Annotated in this window: 19 protein-coding genes, 1 pseudogene and 1 riboswitch; of the genes and pseudogenes, 12 read left to right on the plus strand and 8 right to left on the minus strand. The window is 71.0% G+C overall.

Going from position 1 to position 15974, the window contains the following annotated elements; genetic code table 11:
• The first annotated feature begins 65 nt into the window (after nt 1-65).
• Together AB0J97_RS05115 and AB0J97_RS05120 are read left to right on the plus strand one after the other, a co-directional pair.
• Nucleotides 66-650 carry a TetR/AcrR family transcriptional regulator gene (locus AB0J97_RS05115; RefSeq protein WP_364084675.1) on the plus strand — a complete coding sequence of 195 codons (585 nt, stop codon included), beginning with the start codon at nt 66-68 and terminating at the stop codon, nt 648-650.
• Nucleotides 651-712: 62 nt separating this feature from the next.
• Nucleotides 713-1351, plus strand: coding sequence for a class II aldolase/adducin family protein (locus tag AB0J97_RS05120; protein WP_364084678.1), 639 nt, complete (start codon nt 713-715; stop codon nt 1349-1351).
• A 23-nt stretch (nt 1352-1374) separates the two neighbouring features.
• Here AB0J97_RS05120 and AB0J97_RS05125 read toward each other — a convergent pair whose 3' ends face one another.
• The gene (locus AB0J97_RS05125) at nt 1375-2943 is read right to left on the minus strand and encodes a DUF885 domain-containing protein (protein WP_364084681.1); all 1569 of its coding nucleotides are present in this window, start codon (nt 2941-2943) and stop codon (nt 1375-1377) included.
• Nucleotides 2944-2966: 23 nt separating this feature from the next.
• Here AB0J97_RS05125 and AB0J97_RS05130 point away from each other — a divergent pair, with 23 nt between their 5' ends.
• Nucleotides 2967-4184: a DUF4032 domain-containing protein gene (locus tag AB0J97_RS05130; RefSeq protein ID WP_357699153.1), complete on the plus strand. Its 1218-nt coding sequence runs from the start codon at nt 2967-2969 to the stop codon at nt 4182-4184.
• On the opposite strand, the gene AB0J97_RS05135 is transcribed toward AB0J97_RS05130, so the two are convergent.
• Nucleotides 4178-4780 carry an NAD(P)H-binding protein gene (locus tag AB0J97_RS05135; RefSeq protein ID WP_364084685.1) on the minus strand — a complete coding sequence of 201 codons (603 nt, stop codon included), beginning with the start codon at nt 4778-4780 and terminating at the stop codon, nt 4178-4180. The two genes, AB0J97_RS05130 and AB0J97_RS05135, sit on opposite strands and share 7 nt — an antisense overlap.
• A gap of 54 nt (nt 4781-4834) precedes the next feature.
• Here AB0J97_RS05135 and AB0J97_RS05140 point away from each other — a divergent pair, with 54 nt between their 5' ends.
• From AB0J97_RS05140 to AB0J97_RS05160, 5 genes are all read left to right on the plus strand, one after another.
• Nucleotides 4835-5185, plus strand: a complete 351-nt coding sequence (locus tag AB0J97_RS05140) for a helix-turn-helix domain-containing protein (protein ID WP_357699149.1) — start codon at nt 4835-4837, stop codon at nt 5183-5185.
• A 137-nt stretch (nt 5186-5322) separates the two neighbouring features.
• On the plus strand, nt 5323-5697 hold the full coding sequence (locus tag AB0J97_RS05145) for a roadblock/LC7 domain-containing protein (protein WP_357699147.1): 375 nt from the start codon (nt 5323-5325) through the stop codon (nt 5695-5697).
• 3 nt (nt 5698-5700) lie between these two features.
• Nucleotides 5701-6534: a hypothetical protein gene (locus tag AB0J97_RS05150; protein WP_364084690.1), complete on the plus strand. Its 834-nt coding sequence runs from the start codon at nt 5701-5703 to the stop codon at nt 6532-6534.
• 32 nt (nt 6535-6566) lie between these two features.
• Entirely contained in the window at nt 6567-6938 is a 372-nt protein-coding gene (locus tag AB0J97_RS05155; protein WP_364084693.1) for a roadblock/LC7 domain-containing protein, read from the plus strand.
• Nucleotides 6939-6963: 25 nt separating this feature from the next.
• A complete protein-coding gene (locus AB0J97_RS05160; RefSeq protein ID WP_352352019.1) occupies nt 6964-7335 on the plus strand; it encodes a hypothetical protein in 372 nt (123 codons plus the stop codon).
• Between the two features lie 9 nt (nt 7336-7344).
• Here the strand turns inward: AB0J97_RS05160 and AB0J97_RS05165 are convergent, their stop codons facing one another.
• From AB0J97_RS05165 to AB0J97_RS05180, 4 genes and pseudogenes are all read right to left on the minus strand, one after another.
• Complete coding sequence (locus AB0J97_RS05165) at nt 7345-8226, minus strand: alpha/beta hydrolase (RefSeq protein WP_364084697.1); 882 nt, start codon at nt 8224-8226, stop codon at nt 7345-7347.
• Nucleotides 8227-8517: 291 nt separating this feature from the next.
• Nucleotides 8518-8946: pseudogene (locus AB0J97_RS05170) on the minus strand (hypothetical protein); the annotation flags it as partial.
• Nucleotides 8947-9169: 223 nt separating this feature from the next.
• Nucleotides 9170-9304, minus strand: a riboswitch (cyclic di-AMP (ydaO/yuaA leader).
• A 165-nt stretch (nt 9305-9469) separates the two neighbouring features.
• Nucleotides 9470-9670, minus strand: coding sequence for a DUF5302 domain-containing protein (locus tag AB0J97_RS05175; RefSeq protein WP_357699139.1), 201 nt, complete (start codon nt 9668-9670; stop codon nt 9470-9472).
• Between the two features lie 47 nt (nt 9671-9717).
• Nucleotides 9718-11172, minus strand: coding sequence for an MDR family MFS transporter (locus AB0J97_RS05180; RefSeq protein WP_364084702.1), 1455 nt, complete (start codon nt 11170-11172; stop codon nt 9718-9720).
• A gap of 56 nt (nt 11173-11228) precedes the next feature.
• On the opposite strand from AB0J97_RS05180, the gene AB0J97_RS05185 reads away from it, so the two are divergent.
• The 4 genes from AB0J97_RS05185 to AB0J97_RS05200 all read left to right on the plus strand — a co-directional run bounded on the left by AB0J97_RS05185 (nt 11229) and on the right by AB0J97_RS05200 (nt 13917).
• Nucleotides 11229-11729 carry a PadR family transcriptional regulator gene (locus tag AB0J97_RS05185; RefSeq protein ID WP_364084705.1) on the plus strand — a complete coding sequence of 167 codons (501 nt, stop codon included), beginning with the start codon at nt 11229-11231 and terminating at the stop codon, nt 11727-11729.
• An 84-nt stretch (nt 11730-11813) separates the two neighbouring features.
• On the plus strand, nt 11814-12800 hold the full coding sequence (locus AB0J97_RS05190) for a rod shape-determining protein (protein ID WP_364084708.1): 987 nt from the start codon (nt 11814-11816) through the stop codon (nt 12798-12800).
• The gene (locus tag AB0J97_RS05195) at nt 12797-13366 is read left to right on the plus strand and encodes a YetF domain-containing protein (RefSeq protein ID WP_357699131.1); all 570 of its coding nucleotides are present in this window, start codon (nt 12797-12799) and stop codon (nt 13364-13366) included. The genes AB0J97_RS05190 and AB0J97_RS05195 overlap by 4 nt, the downstream gene beginning before the upstream one ends.
• A gap of 89 nt (nt 13367-13455) precedes the next feature.
• The gene (locus AB0J97_RS05200) at nt 13456-13917 is read left to right on the plus strand and encodes a hypothetical protein (protein WP_364084712.1); all 462 of its coding nucleotides are present in this window, start codon (nt 13456-13458) and stop codon (nt 13915-13917) included.
• Nucleotides 13918-13921: 4 nt separating this feature from the next.
• On the opposite strand, the gene AB0J97_RS05205 is transcribed toward AB0J97_RS05200, so the two are convergent.
• Both AB0J97_RS05205 and AB0J97_RS05210 read right to left on the minus strand, forming a co-directional pair.
• On the minus strand, nt 13922-15136 hold the full coding sequence (locus AB0J97_RS05205) for an ABC transporter permease (RefSeq protein WP_357699127.1): 1215 nt from the start codon (nt 15134-15136) through the stop codon (nt 13922-13924).
• Nucleotides 15136-15936 carry an ATP-binding cassette domain-containing protein gene (locus tag AB0J97_RS05210; RefSeq protein ID WP_364084716.1) on the minus strand — a complete coding sequence of 267 codons (801 nt, stop codon included), beginning with the start codon at nt 15934-15936 and terminating at the stop codon, nt 15136-15138. The genes AB0J97_RS05205 and AB0J97_RS05210 overlap by 1 nt, the downstream gene beginning before the upstream one ends.
• Nucleotides 15937-15974 lie beyond the last annotated feature (38 nt).

Consider the following 15974-nt stretch of genomic DNA (forward strand, 5'->3'; position numbering starts at 1 on the left):
AAATAGACAGACGTCCGAATAAAAAGTCAATATGGTGGGAGTCGCCGCGACAAGAGGGGGATCCGATGCCGAAGATCGTCGATCACGATGAGCGCAGGGCCGAGGTCCTGTCGGCGGCCCGCAGGGTGATCGTCAGGGACGGCATCGACGCCGCCACCACCAGGGCCATCGCCAAGGAGGCCGGTTACTCCAACGGGGTGCTCGCGCACTACTTCGCCGACAAGGACGAGATCCTGCTGTCGGCGCTGCGCCAGTCGCACCAGCGCATCAGGGCGCGGCTGACGCGCAAGGTCGAGGGCGTCACCGGCCTGGCGGCCCTGCGCGAGCTGCTGCTGGACAACCTCCCGCTGGACGCCGAACGCACCGAGGAGAGCCGCCTGGAGGTCAGCTTCTGGAGCCGCAGCCTGGCTTCCGAACGGCTGGCCGAGGTCCAGACCGCCGAGGCCGACGAGCTGCGCGCCGCCGTACGGGAGCTGCTCGGCCAGGCCCGCGCGGCCGGCGAGCTGCGCGCGGACGGCAGCCTCGACGACCTCGCCGAACACCTGCTCGCCCTGGTCGACGGCCTGAGCCTGCACCTGCTCCTCTACCCGGGCCGGCTCACCCGCGTCGACCTCGAACGCCTCATGCTCCAGGCCCTCGACCGCCTCTGAGGCGAAAAGCACCCAAAAACGGCACTGGAAGTATTTCGGACGACCGACTACTCTGCCGTCGCATGAGCCTCCGCGAGCAGTTGTGCGAGTACGGCAGGCGCGCCGTCGAACTGGGCCTGGTCATCGGCACCTCGGGCAACCTGAGCGTGCGCCGGGGCGACCAGGTGGCGGTCACCCCGTCCGGTGTGGCGCTCGACCGGCTGACCCCGGAGGCGTGCCCGATCGTGGACATGGAGGGCCACCTGGTCGAGGGCGAGCTGCAGCCGTCGTCGGAGACCCCCATGCACCTGGCCGTCTACCAGGCGACGGGCACTCAGGCGATCGTTCACACGCATTCGGTGTTCGGGACGGTCGTGGCCACGACGATGACGGAGCTGCCGCCGGTCCACTACAACGCGCTGCTGCTGGGCGGCGTGGTCAAGGTGGCCGAGTACGCCACGTACGGCACGCCGGAACTGGCCGCCAACGTGCGGGCGGCGCTGGAGGGCAGGCAGGCGGCCCTGATGGCCAACCACGGCGGGGTGACCATCGGGGCGACGATGGAGCAGGCGTTCGAGGCCACCCGCCTGCTGGAGTGGCTGTGCGAGGTCTACGTGCGCGGGCTCGCCGTGGGCAAGCCCGCGGTCCTGACCGACGAGCAGCTCGCCGCCGTCGTGGAGCGCGCGGCCAACCCGCCGGTGTTCCCGCGCCGCCCGAGCTAGCCCCGGGAGCGCGAGCGGGCCGGTCAGACCAGCGCGGCCTGTTCGGCCAGGCCCAGGGGCAGGCCGCCGGACCCGGCGATCCGGTCGTGGAACTCGCGCAGCGACCCCGTGAACGACTCGCGGATGCGGTCGATCTCGATGGCCCCCGTCAGGTACGACGGCGCCTGCGTCGGCCAGGCGCAGTAGCGGTTCACCTCGCCCCGGGCGGTGCCGGGCGACAGCGACGCCTTGGTGGCCATGAACGTCTCGGCCTCCTCGATCGACATGTCCTCGCAGTGCAGCGCGGTGTCGACGATGATCCGGGCGGCGCGGAAGAGGCGGAAGTCCAGGTGGGCCAGCTCGGTGGCGGGGGTGTCGAAGTAGCCCTGCTCGTGCAGCACCTTCTCGACGTACAGGGCCCAGCCCTCGGTGAAGTACGGCGTCCTGAAGACCTTGCGGACCGTACGCGGGTTGTCCGCCATGTACGACAGGTGCCAGTGGTGGCCGGGGTAGGCCTCGTGCACGGCGATCGAGGGCATCTGGGCGCGCGCGTTGGTCCGCAGGCGCTGGCGTACCTGCTCCTGGGTGAAGTCGTCAGGGGTGAAGGGGACGAAGAAGATACCCCTGCGCGAGCTGCTGAGCGGCGGCGGCGACAGGTAGTGGGCGACGTACAGCACCGGGCGGGCGTACTCGGCCGACGGCAGGACCTCGCACTCCTCCCCCTCGGCGAAGGTGACGAGCCCGCGCTCGCGGACGAACTCACGGGCCCGCCGGGTCTCGGCCTCGTACTCGGACCGCATGGCCTCCAGGGTGGGCGGGTGGTCGTCCATGAGGGACTCCATCGCGGCCCGCCAGTCCTCGGTGCCGTTGAGGCCGAGGGCGACCCGGCGCATCCGGGCGTCCAGGTCGCTCCAGGCGGCCCTGCCCTTGGCGTGCAGCTCGGCGGCGCCGTAGGTGAGCATCTCGCGCTCGCGCAGCAGGGTGGAGTAGAGCTTCTCCCCCATCCGCCAGGTGCCGCCGCACTGGAAGCCTTCGAGGAAGGCGACCAGCGCGTCGAACGCGTCGGCGGCGGGTTCGGCGGCCTTGGCCAGCCGGGCGCGCAGGGCCTCGTCGGCGACCATCGCGGGGAGCGTGCGGGTGAGGAAGTTGCGGCCGGTACGGGCCTGGCCGAGCCCCCGCGTGACCAGCAGCGGCGCGGCGAGGTCGGGGTCCAGGTTGGCCTGGCAGGCGGCCAGCACGCCGGGCACCTCGGCCAGGCGCGAGACGGCGGCGGCGACGAGCTCGGCCTCCGGCTTGAGCCGCTGCTGGAAGGCGTTGAACAACGATCCGAAGACGGCCGAGAGGTAGAGGCCCGGGTTGCGACGCCACTCGGGCCAGGATTCGAGCGCGACCGAGCCCCTCAGCTGGGACAGGACCAGGTCTCTGTCGATGGCGTCGTCCAGCGAGTCGGCCGGGGACTTGGAGAGGCGTTCGATCCAGCGGATCTCCTCCCGGGCGCGGTTCTCCCAGGCGGAGGCGGTGAAATCGCCGAGGGTGTGGTCGTAGCCGTCGGCTCCCAATTGGCTGGCGACGACGGGACGGTCGGAAAAGTACCAGTTGAGAAACTCGTCCACCTACGCACCATATCCTGACGTTCATGCCCCTGCAGATCACTGGCGCGCTAGGCGACCCCGACCTCATCCGGCTCCCCTGGGACGTCCCGCTGGCCGACTGGCCCAAGCATCATCTGGTCGATCTGCCGCGCGGCATCTCCCGCCACGTCGTACGGTTCGCCCGGCTCTCCGGCAAGGTCTACGCGATCAAGGAGATCAGCGAGCGGTACGCCAGGCGGGAGTACCAGCTCCTGTGGGACCTGGCCCGGCTGGACGCCCCGGCCGTGGAGCCCGTGGCGTACGTGACCGGCCGCGACGACGACCTGGACGCCGCGCTGATCACCCGCCACCTGCAGTTCTCGCTCCCCTACCGCGCCGTGATGTCGGGCACCCTGCGCCCCGACACGCTCACCCGCCTGCTCGACGCGCTGGCCGTGCTGCTGGTTCGCCTGCACCTGAACGGCTTCTACTGGGGCGACTGCTCGCTGTCCAACACGCTGTTCCGCCGGGACGCCGGCGCCTTCGCGGCCTACCTGGTGGACGCCGAGACCGGCGAGATGCACCCGATGATCAGCGAGGGCCAGCGGCTGACCGACATCGACGTCGCCCACACCAACATCTTCGGCGAGATGCTCGACCTGGAGGCCGGCGGGCTGCTGCACCCGTCGATCGACCCCATGGAGACCGCGGAGGACATCGTCACCCGCTACCACCGCCTGTGGGCCGAGATCACCGACAGCGAGATCATCGACGAGGTCGACTGGCACCGCGTGGAGCAGCGCATCCGCCGCCTGAACCTGCTCGGCTTCGACGTGGCCGAGATGATGGTGCGCCGCAAGGTCGGCACCGGCCGGCTGATCGTGCGGCCGAAGGTGGTGGACGCCGGCCACCACCAGCGCCGGCTGATCAGGCTGACCGGGCTCGACGTGGAGGAGAATCAGGCACGGCGGCTGCTCAACGACCTGGACGGCTACCGGGTCGCCAAGGGCCTGCGCCACGAGGACGAGGCCATCGTGGCGCACCGCTGGCTCGCCGAGGTCTTCCACCCCACGGTCGACGACATCCCGGCGGAGCTGCGCGGCAAGCTGGAGCCCGCGCAGCTCTTCCACGAGATCCTCGACCACCGCTGGTACCTGTCGGAGACGGCGGGCGGCGACGTCGGGCTGGCCACGGCGGTGAAGTCGTACGTGGACAACGTGCTGGTGCACAAGCCCGACGAGAAGGCGCTGCTGCCCGACGACCAGGACGAGGACGATCAGTAGGCGACGGTGATGCGGGTGCGCGGGTGGGCGTTCTCCGCCAGTTCGTCGGCGATCGCCACCGCGTAGTCCTCGGCCGTGATGAAGCTGCGGCCGTCGGCGTCGCTGAGCAGGTCGTCGTGGCCGATCCGGTAGACCCCGGTGCGCTCGCCCGGCGCGATCTCGGCGGCGGGTGAGACGTAGGTCCAGTTCAGGTCGGTCACCTCGCGATAGAGCCCGAGCACCGCCCGCGCGGCCCTGGCCTCCTTCTTGTAGATCTCCGGGAAGCCGGGCGTGTCGACGAGGTCGAGGCCGGGGCCTGCCTTGAGGCTGCCCGCGCCGCCCACGACCACCACGCGGCTCACCCCGGCGGTCCGCAGGCCGTCGATGAGCGCGCGGTTGGCGGCCAGGAACGGCGGCTCGGGCTCGGTGCCGTCGCGCGGCGGGGCGATGGCGCAGACGACGGCGTCGTAGCCCTCGGCGAGCGTGGCGGCGTCGTGGACGTCGCCCTTGACGGGACCGCGGCGGCTGACACCGGTGACGTCGTGGCCGCGGCCGGTGAGTTCGGTGACGATGCGCTGGCCGATCATGCCGGTCGCGCCGAACACGAGGATCTTCATGAGAAGCACAGTATCCAATGGATACTGGTTACTTCATCGTGCTATAAGTACCTTATGGATACCGGTGATGCCTTCGACCCGAACTGCCCGACCCGGCTGGTCCTCGACCGGATCGGCGACAAGTGGTCGGTGCTGGTGCTGCTCAGCCTCAGCGACGGGCCGATGCGCTTCACCGTGCTGCGGGGGCGGATCGGCGGGGTGACGCCGAAGGTCCTCACGCAGACGCTGCGGGCCATGGAGCTGGACGGGCTGATCACCCGCGAGGTCTTCGCCGAGGTGCCGCCGCGGGTGGAGTACGCGCTGACCGACCTCGGACGCTCGCTGCACACGCCGATCTCGGTGGTGGCGCGGTGGGCCGAGGAGAACGTTTCCGAAATCATCCGCCATCGTGAAAAAGTCTCGTGAATTGATCTTATTTCCGCACGAGTGATGCTTTTCTTCGCCCTGGCCGTATAAAAACGTATCTCCTGGTAAAACGCGTCCCTTCTGATCTCTTGTGGCCCCCTACGCTTTCCCCGTCCCACGACGGAGGGAGGCTCGCGGTGCTGGGAGTGGACACGTGCCTGGCGGAGGTCATGTCGATACCGGGCGCGCTCGACGCCATGCTGGTCGACGGCACCAGCGGCATGGCGGTCGCCTTCAGCAGCGCGTCCGGCGTGGACGCCGACAGGTCCGCCGCCGCGCTGACCGAGGCGCTGCGCGCCACCACCGACGGGCTGACCCGGACGTGCCCCGGCGAGATCGTGCGCATCGACGACATGCTCGTCACCACCGACCGGGGGCACCACCTGCTCCGGCTGCTGGAGACGGTCTTCGAGGGGCCGCTGGTCATCTACGTCCGCCTCGACCTGGAGCGCTCGAACCTGGCCCTGGCCCGTTACCGCCTGCGGGCCATCTCCGACCTGCTGACCACCTGAGCCATGGCCGCGCTCGACTCGCTCCTGTCCGGACTCGCCCGCGAACGCGCGACGGGCGCCCTCCGCCTGGGCAGGAACGGCACGATCTACCTGTCGGGAGGGCGCGTGACGTACATGGAGTGCGCCCAGGCGCCGGGCGTCGAGCGGCTGTTCGCGGCCAGGGGGCGGATGTCGGAGTCGGCCCTGCGCGCCCTCCAGGCCGACGGCGGCCGCGCCCGGCTGCTCCAGGAGGGCCCGGTCACCTTGGCCGAGCTCCAGTACGCCGTGCTCGGCGTGGTCCAGGACGCCGCCTTCTTCCTGCTGCCGGTGACCGGCGTGCGGCCGAAGTTCCGGCCCGGGGAGGAGCACTGGCTGGGCGGGCAGTGGTTCTTCGACGTCCCGGAGCTGGTGCGCGAATCCGCCCGCCGCCGCGAGCAGCTCGCCGGCATCTGGCCCTCCGCCGACGTGGACACCCAGCCCGTACGGCCGATCCCGCGCCTTCCCGGGCACGGGGTGACGCTCAGCCAGGTGCAGTGGGAGGTCGTCGTACGGGCCGACCAGAAGGCCACCCCGCTGGAGCTGGCCCGGCAGCTCGGCCGGTCGGGCTACTCGGTGCTGCTGGCCGTCAGGAAGCTGGCCGCCGCCGGCCTGCTCGTCCCGCCGGACCCGGTACGGCCCGCGCAGCCCCGACACCACCCCGACCACGGGGAGGCACTGCCCAAGCGGGTGCCGAGCCCGGTGGCCGTCCCCGCCGGCGACGGGCGGACGGGGACGGCCGCCGGGCCGGTGCCGACGGGCGACCCGACCGATCTGACGCTGCTGCTGCGGCTGAAGAAGGCGCTGGAGGAGATGCCGTGAGGTTCCCCTCACGACGCAGGAGGAGGCCACCCGTGGAGCTACGGCAAGAGGTCCTGGCGGAGATGGAGCTCCTGCGCGGACGCACCCCGGACGTCACCGGCAGCGTCGCCTGCACCGTGGACGGCCTGCGGATCGCCGGCGACCTCGCCGGCGACACCGGCGAACAGGTGGCGGCGCTGTCGGCGGCGCTGCTCGCGATGAGCAGCCGGATGCTGACCATGGCGGGCCGCGGGACGTTCGAGGAGACCCTCGTGTCCGGCACCGCCGGGTTCGTGGCCCTCTACGCCGCGGGCCCCACGATCGTCCTCACGGTCCTGGCGGGACCCGGCGCCAACGTCGGGCTCCTGCGGCTGGAGGGCAGGAAGACGGCGGCCTCCGTGGCCGCCGTGGCACGCAAGCACTGACCATCCCACCGAAGCGGAGGAAAGCATGGCAGGCATGGACGTCTCCCTCAAGGAAATGATGAGCATCGACGGCACGATCGGAGCGGCGATCGTCGACCACGGCAGCGGCATGGCGCTCGGCACGCTCGGCGGCTCGAAGGAGCTGGACCTCCAGGTCGCGGCGGCGGGCAACACCGAGGTCATCAAGGCCAAACTGCGCACGATGGACTCGCTGGGCCTCAAGGACGGCATCGAGGACATCCTCATCACGCTGACCGCGCAGTACCACATCATCCGCCCGCTCACCGGCCGCAGCGGCAAGGGCCTGTTCCTCTACCTCGCCCTCGACCGCAACCGGGCCAACCTGGCCCTGGCCCGGCACATGCTCAAGGTCATCGAGGAGAAGCTGGAGCTCTGACCGGCCCGTTCACGGCTCCGTGGCGACCTCCGGGCGTACGGCGGCCGCGGAGCCGGTGTGGGCGCTGATCTCGGCGATGATCTCGGGCCAGAGGGGGCGGGGCAGGTCGTGGCCCATGCCGGGGTAGGTGACCAGGCGGGCGCCCGGGATGGCGGCGGCGGTGGCCCGGCCGCCGGCGATCGGCACGAGCTGGTCGTCCTCGCCGTGGATGACCAGCGCGGGCGCCCTCAGCCCGCCCAGCGCCGCCGTACGGTCGCCGGAGGCCATGATGGCGGCCAGCTGGCGGGCCGTGCCGGCCGGGTCGTGGCAGCGGTCGAAGGCCAGCCCGGCCAGCCTGCCGACGCGTTCGCGGTCCAGCTCGTAGCCGGGCGACCCGATGACGGACCAGGTCGCCAGGGCACCGGCGACGACCGACTCGCGATCGGCCGCGGGCTTGGCGAACAGCACCGCGGCGGCCGCCTCGGTCGGCGGGGCCGCCTGGGGGCTGGGCGTGGACATGATCGAGGTCAGGCTCAGCACGCGCGCGGGATGCCGGATGGCCAGCGCCTGGGCGACCATCCCGCCCATCGAGGCGCCGACGACGTGCGCGGCGGGCAGGCCCAGGACGTCCATGAGCCCGGCGCTGTCGTCGGCCAGGTCGTCCAGCACGTACGGCGAGGGCGCTCCCCATGGGGGAACGCCCTCGTCGTGGAGGTGCGTGGACAGGCCCGCGTCGCGGTTGTCGAACCTGACGACGTGGTGCCCCCGCTCGGCCAGGAGTTCGCAGAACTCGTCGTCCCAGTGGATGAGCTGGGCGCCGAGTCCCATGATGAGCAGCAGGGGCCTGCCCGCGGGTGAGCCGAAGCTCTCGTAGGCGATCTCGATGCCGTTGGCGGCTGCGCGCTGGATCACAGCGACCAGAATGTCATTCTGGTCGTCCGGCGTAAAGGCCGGAATGTCCGCGGGTCAGTCGTTGAGGAGCTTGCGCAGGCGCTCGCCGCCGAGCACCACGCCGCCACCGGCCAGGACCAGCACGCCGGCCATGACGGTGCCGCCCATCGCGACGGTCTTCCCGACGTTGCCCTGACCGCCGGCGGAGGTTGCCGCGTCGTCGGCGGGCGCCTCGGCCAGGACCTTGGGGGGCTCGGCCGGGTTGGCGTCGTACCTGCTCCAGGCGCCGCTGGAGAAGGCCACGGGGTAGTTCTTCTTGCCCTTGCCGTCGCCCCACTTGGTGATGACGTAGTCGATCTTGATGTGGCCCTGGCCGCCGTTGCCGTCCACGCCGAGGGTGTCGGAGTTGAAGGTGCCGCCGGTCAGCTCGGCGAAGGTCTTGGCGTCGAGGTCGAGCATGACGCCGCGGTTGGAGGGCTCGCCCGGGCCGCGGTCGCCCACGAAGAACGGCATCTTCTTGCCGTTGTAGGTCACGTAACCCTCGGTCATGAGGGGCCAGCTGGGACTGGCGGCCAGGCCCTTCTGCATGGGCTTGCCGCTGGCGGGAAGACCGGTGTCGCCGGCGCGGCCGGAGGAGTCGTCCCAGAAGTACGAAGCCTTGGTGGATCCCTTGAGCAGGATCTTCTGGTCGTCGCCGGTGTCGGCGTGGGCGCCGGTGGCGGAGATCGTCAGCGCGCCCATGGCGGACACGGACAACAGGGCGAGAGAGCGCAGGCCAAATCGAGACATGAAGCAGTGAAGTCCTTCGCGAGGGGACAGGGGGAACGCGCGTGACTACGGTGCGTAACCGGGCAGAGCGCCGAAAGGGTGGTTACGCGGCGCGTGGGGGAAGTCAGGGAAGAGACCGCTCAGCAGGCGGTCGTCACTACACTGTCCGGGGGTACGACGAGGTGGTACATGCGTGAAGTCCTCTCCATCTCGCCTACCGGGTTAGCTGACGGGTTCGGGCGTGGAGATGCCCTACCGGCACAGGGCCGGATTCACCCCAATGAGATGGGTCCCCGGTTCCCGACAAGTCGGGATTCGGCGCCAGCTGTCGCCCCTCTCCTGGTAGGGACTACGCCACCAGCTGGTAATTGGTTAAGACGGTACCCAGAGATTCGGACAAATACAAACGAATCGTCATGAACCGGGTAAAGATCTACCTGTCGAGGTAAAGAGAAAGGGGGCACGGCATGCCGTACCCCCAGCTAAATTCGACCTTTCAGCCGCCGCTCTTGCGCCTGAAGGATCTTTTACTCGAGGCCGGGCCGTGCGCCCCGTGGATCTTCGACGGGTCCACGCCCCTGCCACCCGCGGCCGAGTCGGCCTGCTGCCCGCGCTTGCGTTCCAACGCCTCCCGGAACTTGCGCTTCATCTCGTCCTCGGGAGTCTCGCTGACTTCCGGCTCCGGTGTTTCCGCCATGAGGACCTCCTGGTATTGGGGACATCCACAGCTTCGCATGACGCCGCTTACGACGCGAAACCGGCCTCCACTCTGCTCTCCGGCGCCGGCGTCTGCTCCAGCCGCCTGCCGGGCATCATGACCAGCGCGACCAGGGCGATCACCGCGCCCGCCACGCCCAGCGACGGGATCACCACGGCCGCCGCCGAGGCGTGCGCGGCCGCGAGCCCGTGCACGGGCGCGTCCGTGGTGATGACCGACGTGTACGCGGTGCCGGCCAGCGCCAGCGCCACCGAGCCGCCGATCTGCCGGAAGAAGGTGAGGTTGGCCGAGGCGGTGCCGATGTACTGCGGCGCGACGGCCTGCTGCACGGCCACGGTCAACCCCGACAACATCGGCCCCATGCCGAGCCCGATGAGCACCATCCACCCGGCCAGCAGCAGGCCGTCGGTGCGCAGGGTCAGGTTCAGGCAGAGCAGGCTGCCGGCCACCAGCAGGAACGGCGCCCCCACCAGCCACGGCTTGTACGTGCGCGTCCTGGACATCAGCGTCCCCATGAGCGCGCTGCCCGCCACCATGGCCAGCGTCATCGGGTAGATCCTCAGCCCGGACTCGGTGGCGCTGACGTTCAGCGCCTGCTGGAAGTAGCGCGGCAGGAACACCACACCGGCGTACATGCAGAAGGCCGTGAAGAACGAGGTCGCGTTGACCAGCGTGTACGTGCGGTCCCGGAACAGGTGCATCGGCATGATCGGGCTCGACGCCCGCAGCTCGACCAGCACGAACACGGCCAGCAGGACCAGGGCCAGCAGGATCGGCCCGGCCACGGGCAGGGACGTCCAGGAGTTGCCGTCCAGGCCCTTCTCGGTGAGGCCGAGCAGCAGCGCGCTGATGGCCACGCTGAACACCGCGATGCCCAGGTAGTCCGGTCGGCCCCCGCCGCCGGTGCCCGGACGGAACGGCAGCCGCAGCGCCACGATCGCGATCAGCGCTATCCCGAGCGGCACGTTCACGTAGAAGGCCCACCGCCAGCTCGCGTGGTCGGTGAACAGCCCGCCCAGGAACGGCCCGGCCAGGTACGTCAACGCCATCACACCGCCGAGCGCACCCTGCACCCGGGCGCCGTTCCGGCCGGGCGGGAACATCTCCATCACCAGGGCCAGCGAGAGCGGCAGCAGCGCGCCCGCGCCCAGCCCCTGCACGGCCCGGAACACGATGAGCTGGGTCATGTCCTGCGCCAGGCCGCACAGCGCCGATCCGACGACGAACACCGACATCCCGACGAGCAGCAGCGGCTTCCTGCCGTGCTGGTCGGACAGCCGGCCGTACAGCGGCACGGTGACGGTGGAGGTGAGCAGGTAGGCCGTGACCACCCACGTGTACAGCCGCGTGCCGCCCAGCTCGCCGGTGATGCGGGGCAGCGCGGTGCCGACGATCGTCTGGTCGAGCATCGCCAGGAACATCCCGCCGAGCACCGCCAGCAGCACCAATCCGTTGCCCTTGGCCTTCATGTCACTAGTCACAGGTAGAGACTGATAGGTAAGAGCTGACATGTCAAGCCTTTGCTATGCTGGCGGGCATGTCCCTGCGGATCGCCCTCCTCGGGCTGCTCTCCGGCGTCGGCCCGGCCAGCGGCTACGACCTGGCCAAGAAGTTCGAGCACTCGCTCAACCACGTCTGGCAGGCCGGGCACACGCAGATCTATCCCGAGCTGGTCAAGATGGCCGCCGACGGCCTGGTGACGGTCGAGCACGAGGGCGCGCGGGGCCGCAAGATCTACGCCATCACCCCCGAAGGCCGCGCGCTGCTCACCGACTGGCTGATCGGCCACGACCCGTCGGCGACCGTGCGCAGCGAGACCGCCCTCCAGGCGTTCCTGCTGCCCCTGCTGAACACCGAGCAGGCCATCGCCGTGGTCGAGCGCATCAAGGCCCACTTCGTGGCCCGCCTCGCCGTGCTCGACTGCGTCCCTGAGGGCAGCAGGCTCGGCAACTACGCGCTCACCCTCGGCCTCCGCCAGGTCCGCTCCGGCGTCGCCTGGGCCGACGAGACCCTGGCCGCCCTGCGGCGCGAAGGGTAAAACGGAACTCTTCGGTTCCTGGTGTTGCGTTGGAGCAGCCCCGGATATACACCCAGGCATGATGGTCTACCTCCCAGTACGGCGATGAGCCTCCTGGGTCGTGACCTGGCGATCGACCTCGGCGCGGCCAGCACGAGGATCTATGCCAAGGGCAAGGGCATCGTGCTCGACGAGCCCTCGGCCGTCATGCGCGACAGGGAGACGGGCAAGGTCCTCGGCTACGGCGCCGAGGCCGCGGACGGCGTTGACGTCACGGACGGCGAGACGTACTGGCCGATCAGCGATGGCCTGCCCCAGGACGGCGAGCTCGCCCGGCGCATGATCAGGCACTTCCTGCGCAAGGTGCACCGGCACCCCTTCCCCCGGCCGCGTCTGGTCATGGCCGTGCCCGACGAGTTCACGCCGATCGAGCGGGTGGCGCTGCGCGACGCCGGGTTCGAGGCGGAGGCCCGCGGCATCCTGCTGGTCAAGCATGCGATCGCCGCGGCGCTCGGCGCGGGCCTGCAGGTGCGCGACGGCACCGGGCACATGGTCGTCGACATCGGCCGCGACGCCGCCAGGGTCGCCGTGCTCTCCTGCGGGGCCGTGGTCGCCGCCGGAACCGTGCGCGGCGGCGGGAACGCCGTCACCCGCGCCGTAGCCCGCCTGGTCGAGGACGAACACGGCCTGCTGGCCGACGACCGGCAGGCCGAGTCGGCCAAGCTGCACGCGACCCGGGAGCCGGCCGGGAACGTGCTGATCCACGGCAGGGACGCCGGCACCGGCGAGGAGCGCGCGGTCGCGCTGCCCGCCGCCCGGGTCCGCGAGGCCGCCGTGCAATCGGTCGAGCACATCGTGCGGGCCGCCGAGTCCACCATGGAACGCTGCCCTCCCGAGCTGACCGCCGACCTGGGCGAGCGGGGCATGGTGCTGGTCGGCGGCGGCGCGCTGCTGCCCGGCCTGCGCCGGCGGATGCAGGAGGGCCTGTCCATGCCGGTGCGGCGCGCGGAGCGGCCCAGCGACTCGGTGGCGCTGGGCCTCGGCCGCTGCGTGGAGGACCTGGGGCTGATCGCCAAGCTGAGGCGCCGGTGAACGACCTGTTCGACCTGGGGGTCTCGCTCGCCGACAAGACCGTCAGGACGATCGCGGTCTACGTGACGATCGCCGTCCTGCTCCGCATCGCCGGAAAACGCGGCATCGCGCAGCTCAACAACTTCGACTTCGTGGTCATGCTGCTGATGAGCAACGTCGTGCAGAACGCGATCATAGGCCCGGACAACTCGCTGATCGGCGGCCTGGTCGGCGTGGTGATCCTGGTGGCCGTCAACGCGCTCGTGGTGCGGTGGGCGGCGACCGTGCCCGCGGTCGGCAGGATGTTCGAGGGCGCCCCGGTCGTCCTGGCCCGCGACGGGCACTTCATCCCCTCCGCGCTGCGCCGGATGGGCGTCCGGCAGGCCGATCTCAACGTGATGCTCCAGCTCAGAGGCGCCGACAGCGTCGCCGACACCGAAGTGGTACGCCTGGAGCCCGGCGGCTCGCTGCTGGTCCGCCTGCGCCCCGAGGAGGAGGACGTGGAACGCGGCGACCTGGAGGAGCTGTACCGGCGCCTCGACCGCATCGAACGCAAGCTGGACGACCTGAAAAGCGGGCCCTCCTGAGAATGGCGGCCGAACGACCATTAGATATCGATCATTAATGGTGCGTTAATCGCCCTGCGCCCGGAATTGATCTCCGATATTGTCCTGATGTGCGCCTGGCTGGTCGCTCGGTCATGATGTCCGCGGTGCTGATCTGCGTCGCGGTCGCGGCAGCCTGTACCTCCGGCCGCCAGTTCTCCTTCGAGGAGGCGGCCAGGCAGCTCACCGCCGACACCGACACCCTGCTCACCAGCGCCGCGCTGCGCGTGGCGCCGGACCACCGCTCCGACGAGACCGAAGACCGCTCGTGCGTGCCCGGCCAGGTGCGCCGGCTCGTCCGGGCCGAGGGCGAGGCCGCCGACGCCCCCGACGGCCTGCTGGACACCCTCCAGGACATGGGCTACGACCGGATCGTGGAGGACCTCGACCTGCGTGACGAGAGCCCCGAGGTCTCCGTCGTGCGCAACCCCCTGACGAACCTGACGTTCGAGCTCACCGTCCTCGACGGGCCGAACGTCAGGATCGTCGGCAGGACGACCTGCTACGTCCCGCGCGAGGACGCCCGCTCCTGACGCCTCAGGGCGCCGACAGCGCCTCGGTCGGCGACAGCCGCGAGGCGCGCACGGCCGGGTAGAGCCCCGCCACCGCGCCGATGAGCAGCGTGGCCACCAGGCCCCCGACGGTCGCCCAGCCGGGCACCACGGCGGGCCACTCGCGGGAGAAGGCGTAGCCGACGGTGACGCCGGCCCCCAGCAGGATGCCGCCCACGCCGCCCAGCGCGGACAGCAGCAGCGACTCGGCGAGGAACTGGGTGCGGATCTGGCCGCGCGTCGCGCCGAGCGAACGGCGCAGGCCGATCTCGGCGCGGCGTTCCAGCACCGAGATGACCATCGTGTTGGCCACGCCGACGCCGCCCACGATCAGGGCCACCGCGCCGACGCCGAGCAGCAGCCCGGCGAAGGCCTGGCTGGTCGCCTGCTTGGCGGCCAGCGCGTCCGACGGGCGGGACACGTCCACCTCGTTGGGCGCCTCGGGGTTGGCCGTGCCGGCCAGCACCGACCGTACGGACTCCAGCCTCGTCTCCTGCGAGCGGGTGTAGAGCGTGGTCGGGTGCCCGTCGAAGTCCAGCCTGGACTCCGCGACCGGCCAGCCGACCAGGGCCGCGCTGTCCAGCTCCTCGGCCAGGGGCACCGGGTCGAGCACGCCGACCACCGTGAACCGGATGCCGCCGATCACCACCTGCGTGTCGGGGGTGACCGCGCCGATGCCGAGCCGCCGGGCGGCGACCGAGCCGAGCACGGCGGCCGGGTAGCGCTCGGTGGCCGCGTTGAGCCAGGTGCCGCTGCGGACCGTCGCGCCCACGGTCGGCAGCAGGTCGAGACGGGCGGCGGCGGTGCCCAGGCCGTTGGTCTGGGGCGCGGGGATCTCCTCGCTCCGGTAGACCTTGGCCTCCGGCACCCTGCCCGTGGACGAGACCGTCTCCACCGGGCCGATGCGCTCGATCATCGCCTCGGCGTCCATGGGCATCTGGGCCGCCTCGCCCATCAGCGTGGTGCCGGAGGAGACGGTGAGCAGGTTCGTGCCCAGCGCGGACAGCGTACGGTCCAGCTCGGCGCTGGAGGAGGACGAGATCCCGACCACGCCGATCATCGCGGCGATGCCGATCGCGATGCCCAGCGCCGACAGGAACGCCCGCAGCGGGCGGGTGCGCAGGCCGACCGCGCCCACGCGCATCACGTCGCGCGGGCGCATCTTGGCCGGGGAGAGCCGGGGGCGCTCCAGCGTGGCCATCACGCCACCTCGGATTCGACGGACTCCCGCACACGCACCCCGCGCTCCCCGCGCGCCCCGGAACCGGGGGCCGAGTCGGAGCGGGAGGCCGTGTCCGGGCTTGAGGCCGAGTCGGAGCGGGAGGCCGTGTCCGGGCTTGAGGCCGAGTCGGCAACGATCCGGCCGTCCCGCATGCTCACCTGGCGGGGCAGGCCGGCGGCGATCTCCCGGTCGTGGGTGATGATCACGATGGTGGTGCCGCTCCCGTTCAGTTCGTGCAGCAGGTCCATCACGCCGGTACCCGAGACCGAGTCCAGCGCGCCGGTGGGCTCGTCGGCCAGCAGCAGCGGCGGGTCGCCGGCCACCGCCCTGGCGATGGCCACGCGTTGCCGCTCGCCGCCGGACAGCTCGTGCGGCTCGTGGTCGACGCGGTGCGCGAGGCCGACGCGGCGCAGCGCCGTCGCGGCCCTGCGGCGGCGTTCGGACAGGGGCAGGCCGGTGTAGATCAGGCCGTCGGCCACGTTGTCCAGGGCGGAGACCTTGGCGGCCAGGTGGAAGTGCTGGAAGACGAAGCCGATCGTGGTGGCGCGCAGGGCGGAGAGCTGGTTGTCCGACAGCTTGGAGACGTCGTAGCCGTCGATCTCGACGCGGCCCGCCGACGGGCGGTCGAGGGTGCCGACGATGTTGAGCATCGTGGACTTGCCCGAGCCCGACGGGCCGACGATGGCGACCAGCTCGCCGTGCCGGATCTCCAGCGACACCGAGTCCAGCGCGGCCACCCCGCCGGGGTAGCTCCTGGAGACGCCGGTGAGCGCGATCATGGGCCACCTCATCCCGTGGTCCGCGGCGGGCGTGCCCG

Origin of the sequence: Nonomuraea sp. NPDC049607, from assembly GCF_040675375.1 — a bacterium.
Taxonomy (GTDB): Bacteria; Actinomycetota; Actinomycetes; order Streptosporangiales; family Streptosporangiaceae; genus Nonomuraea.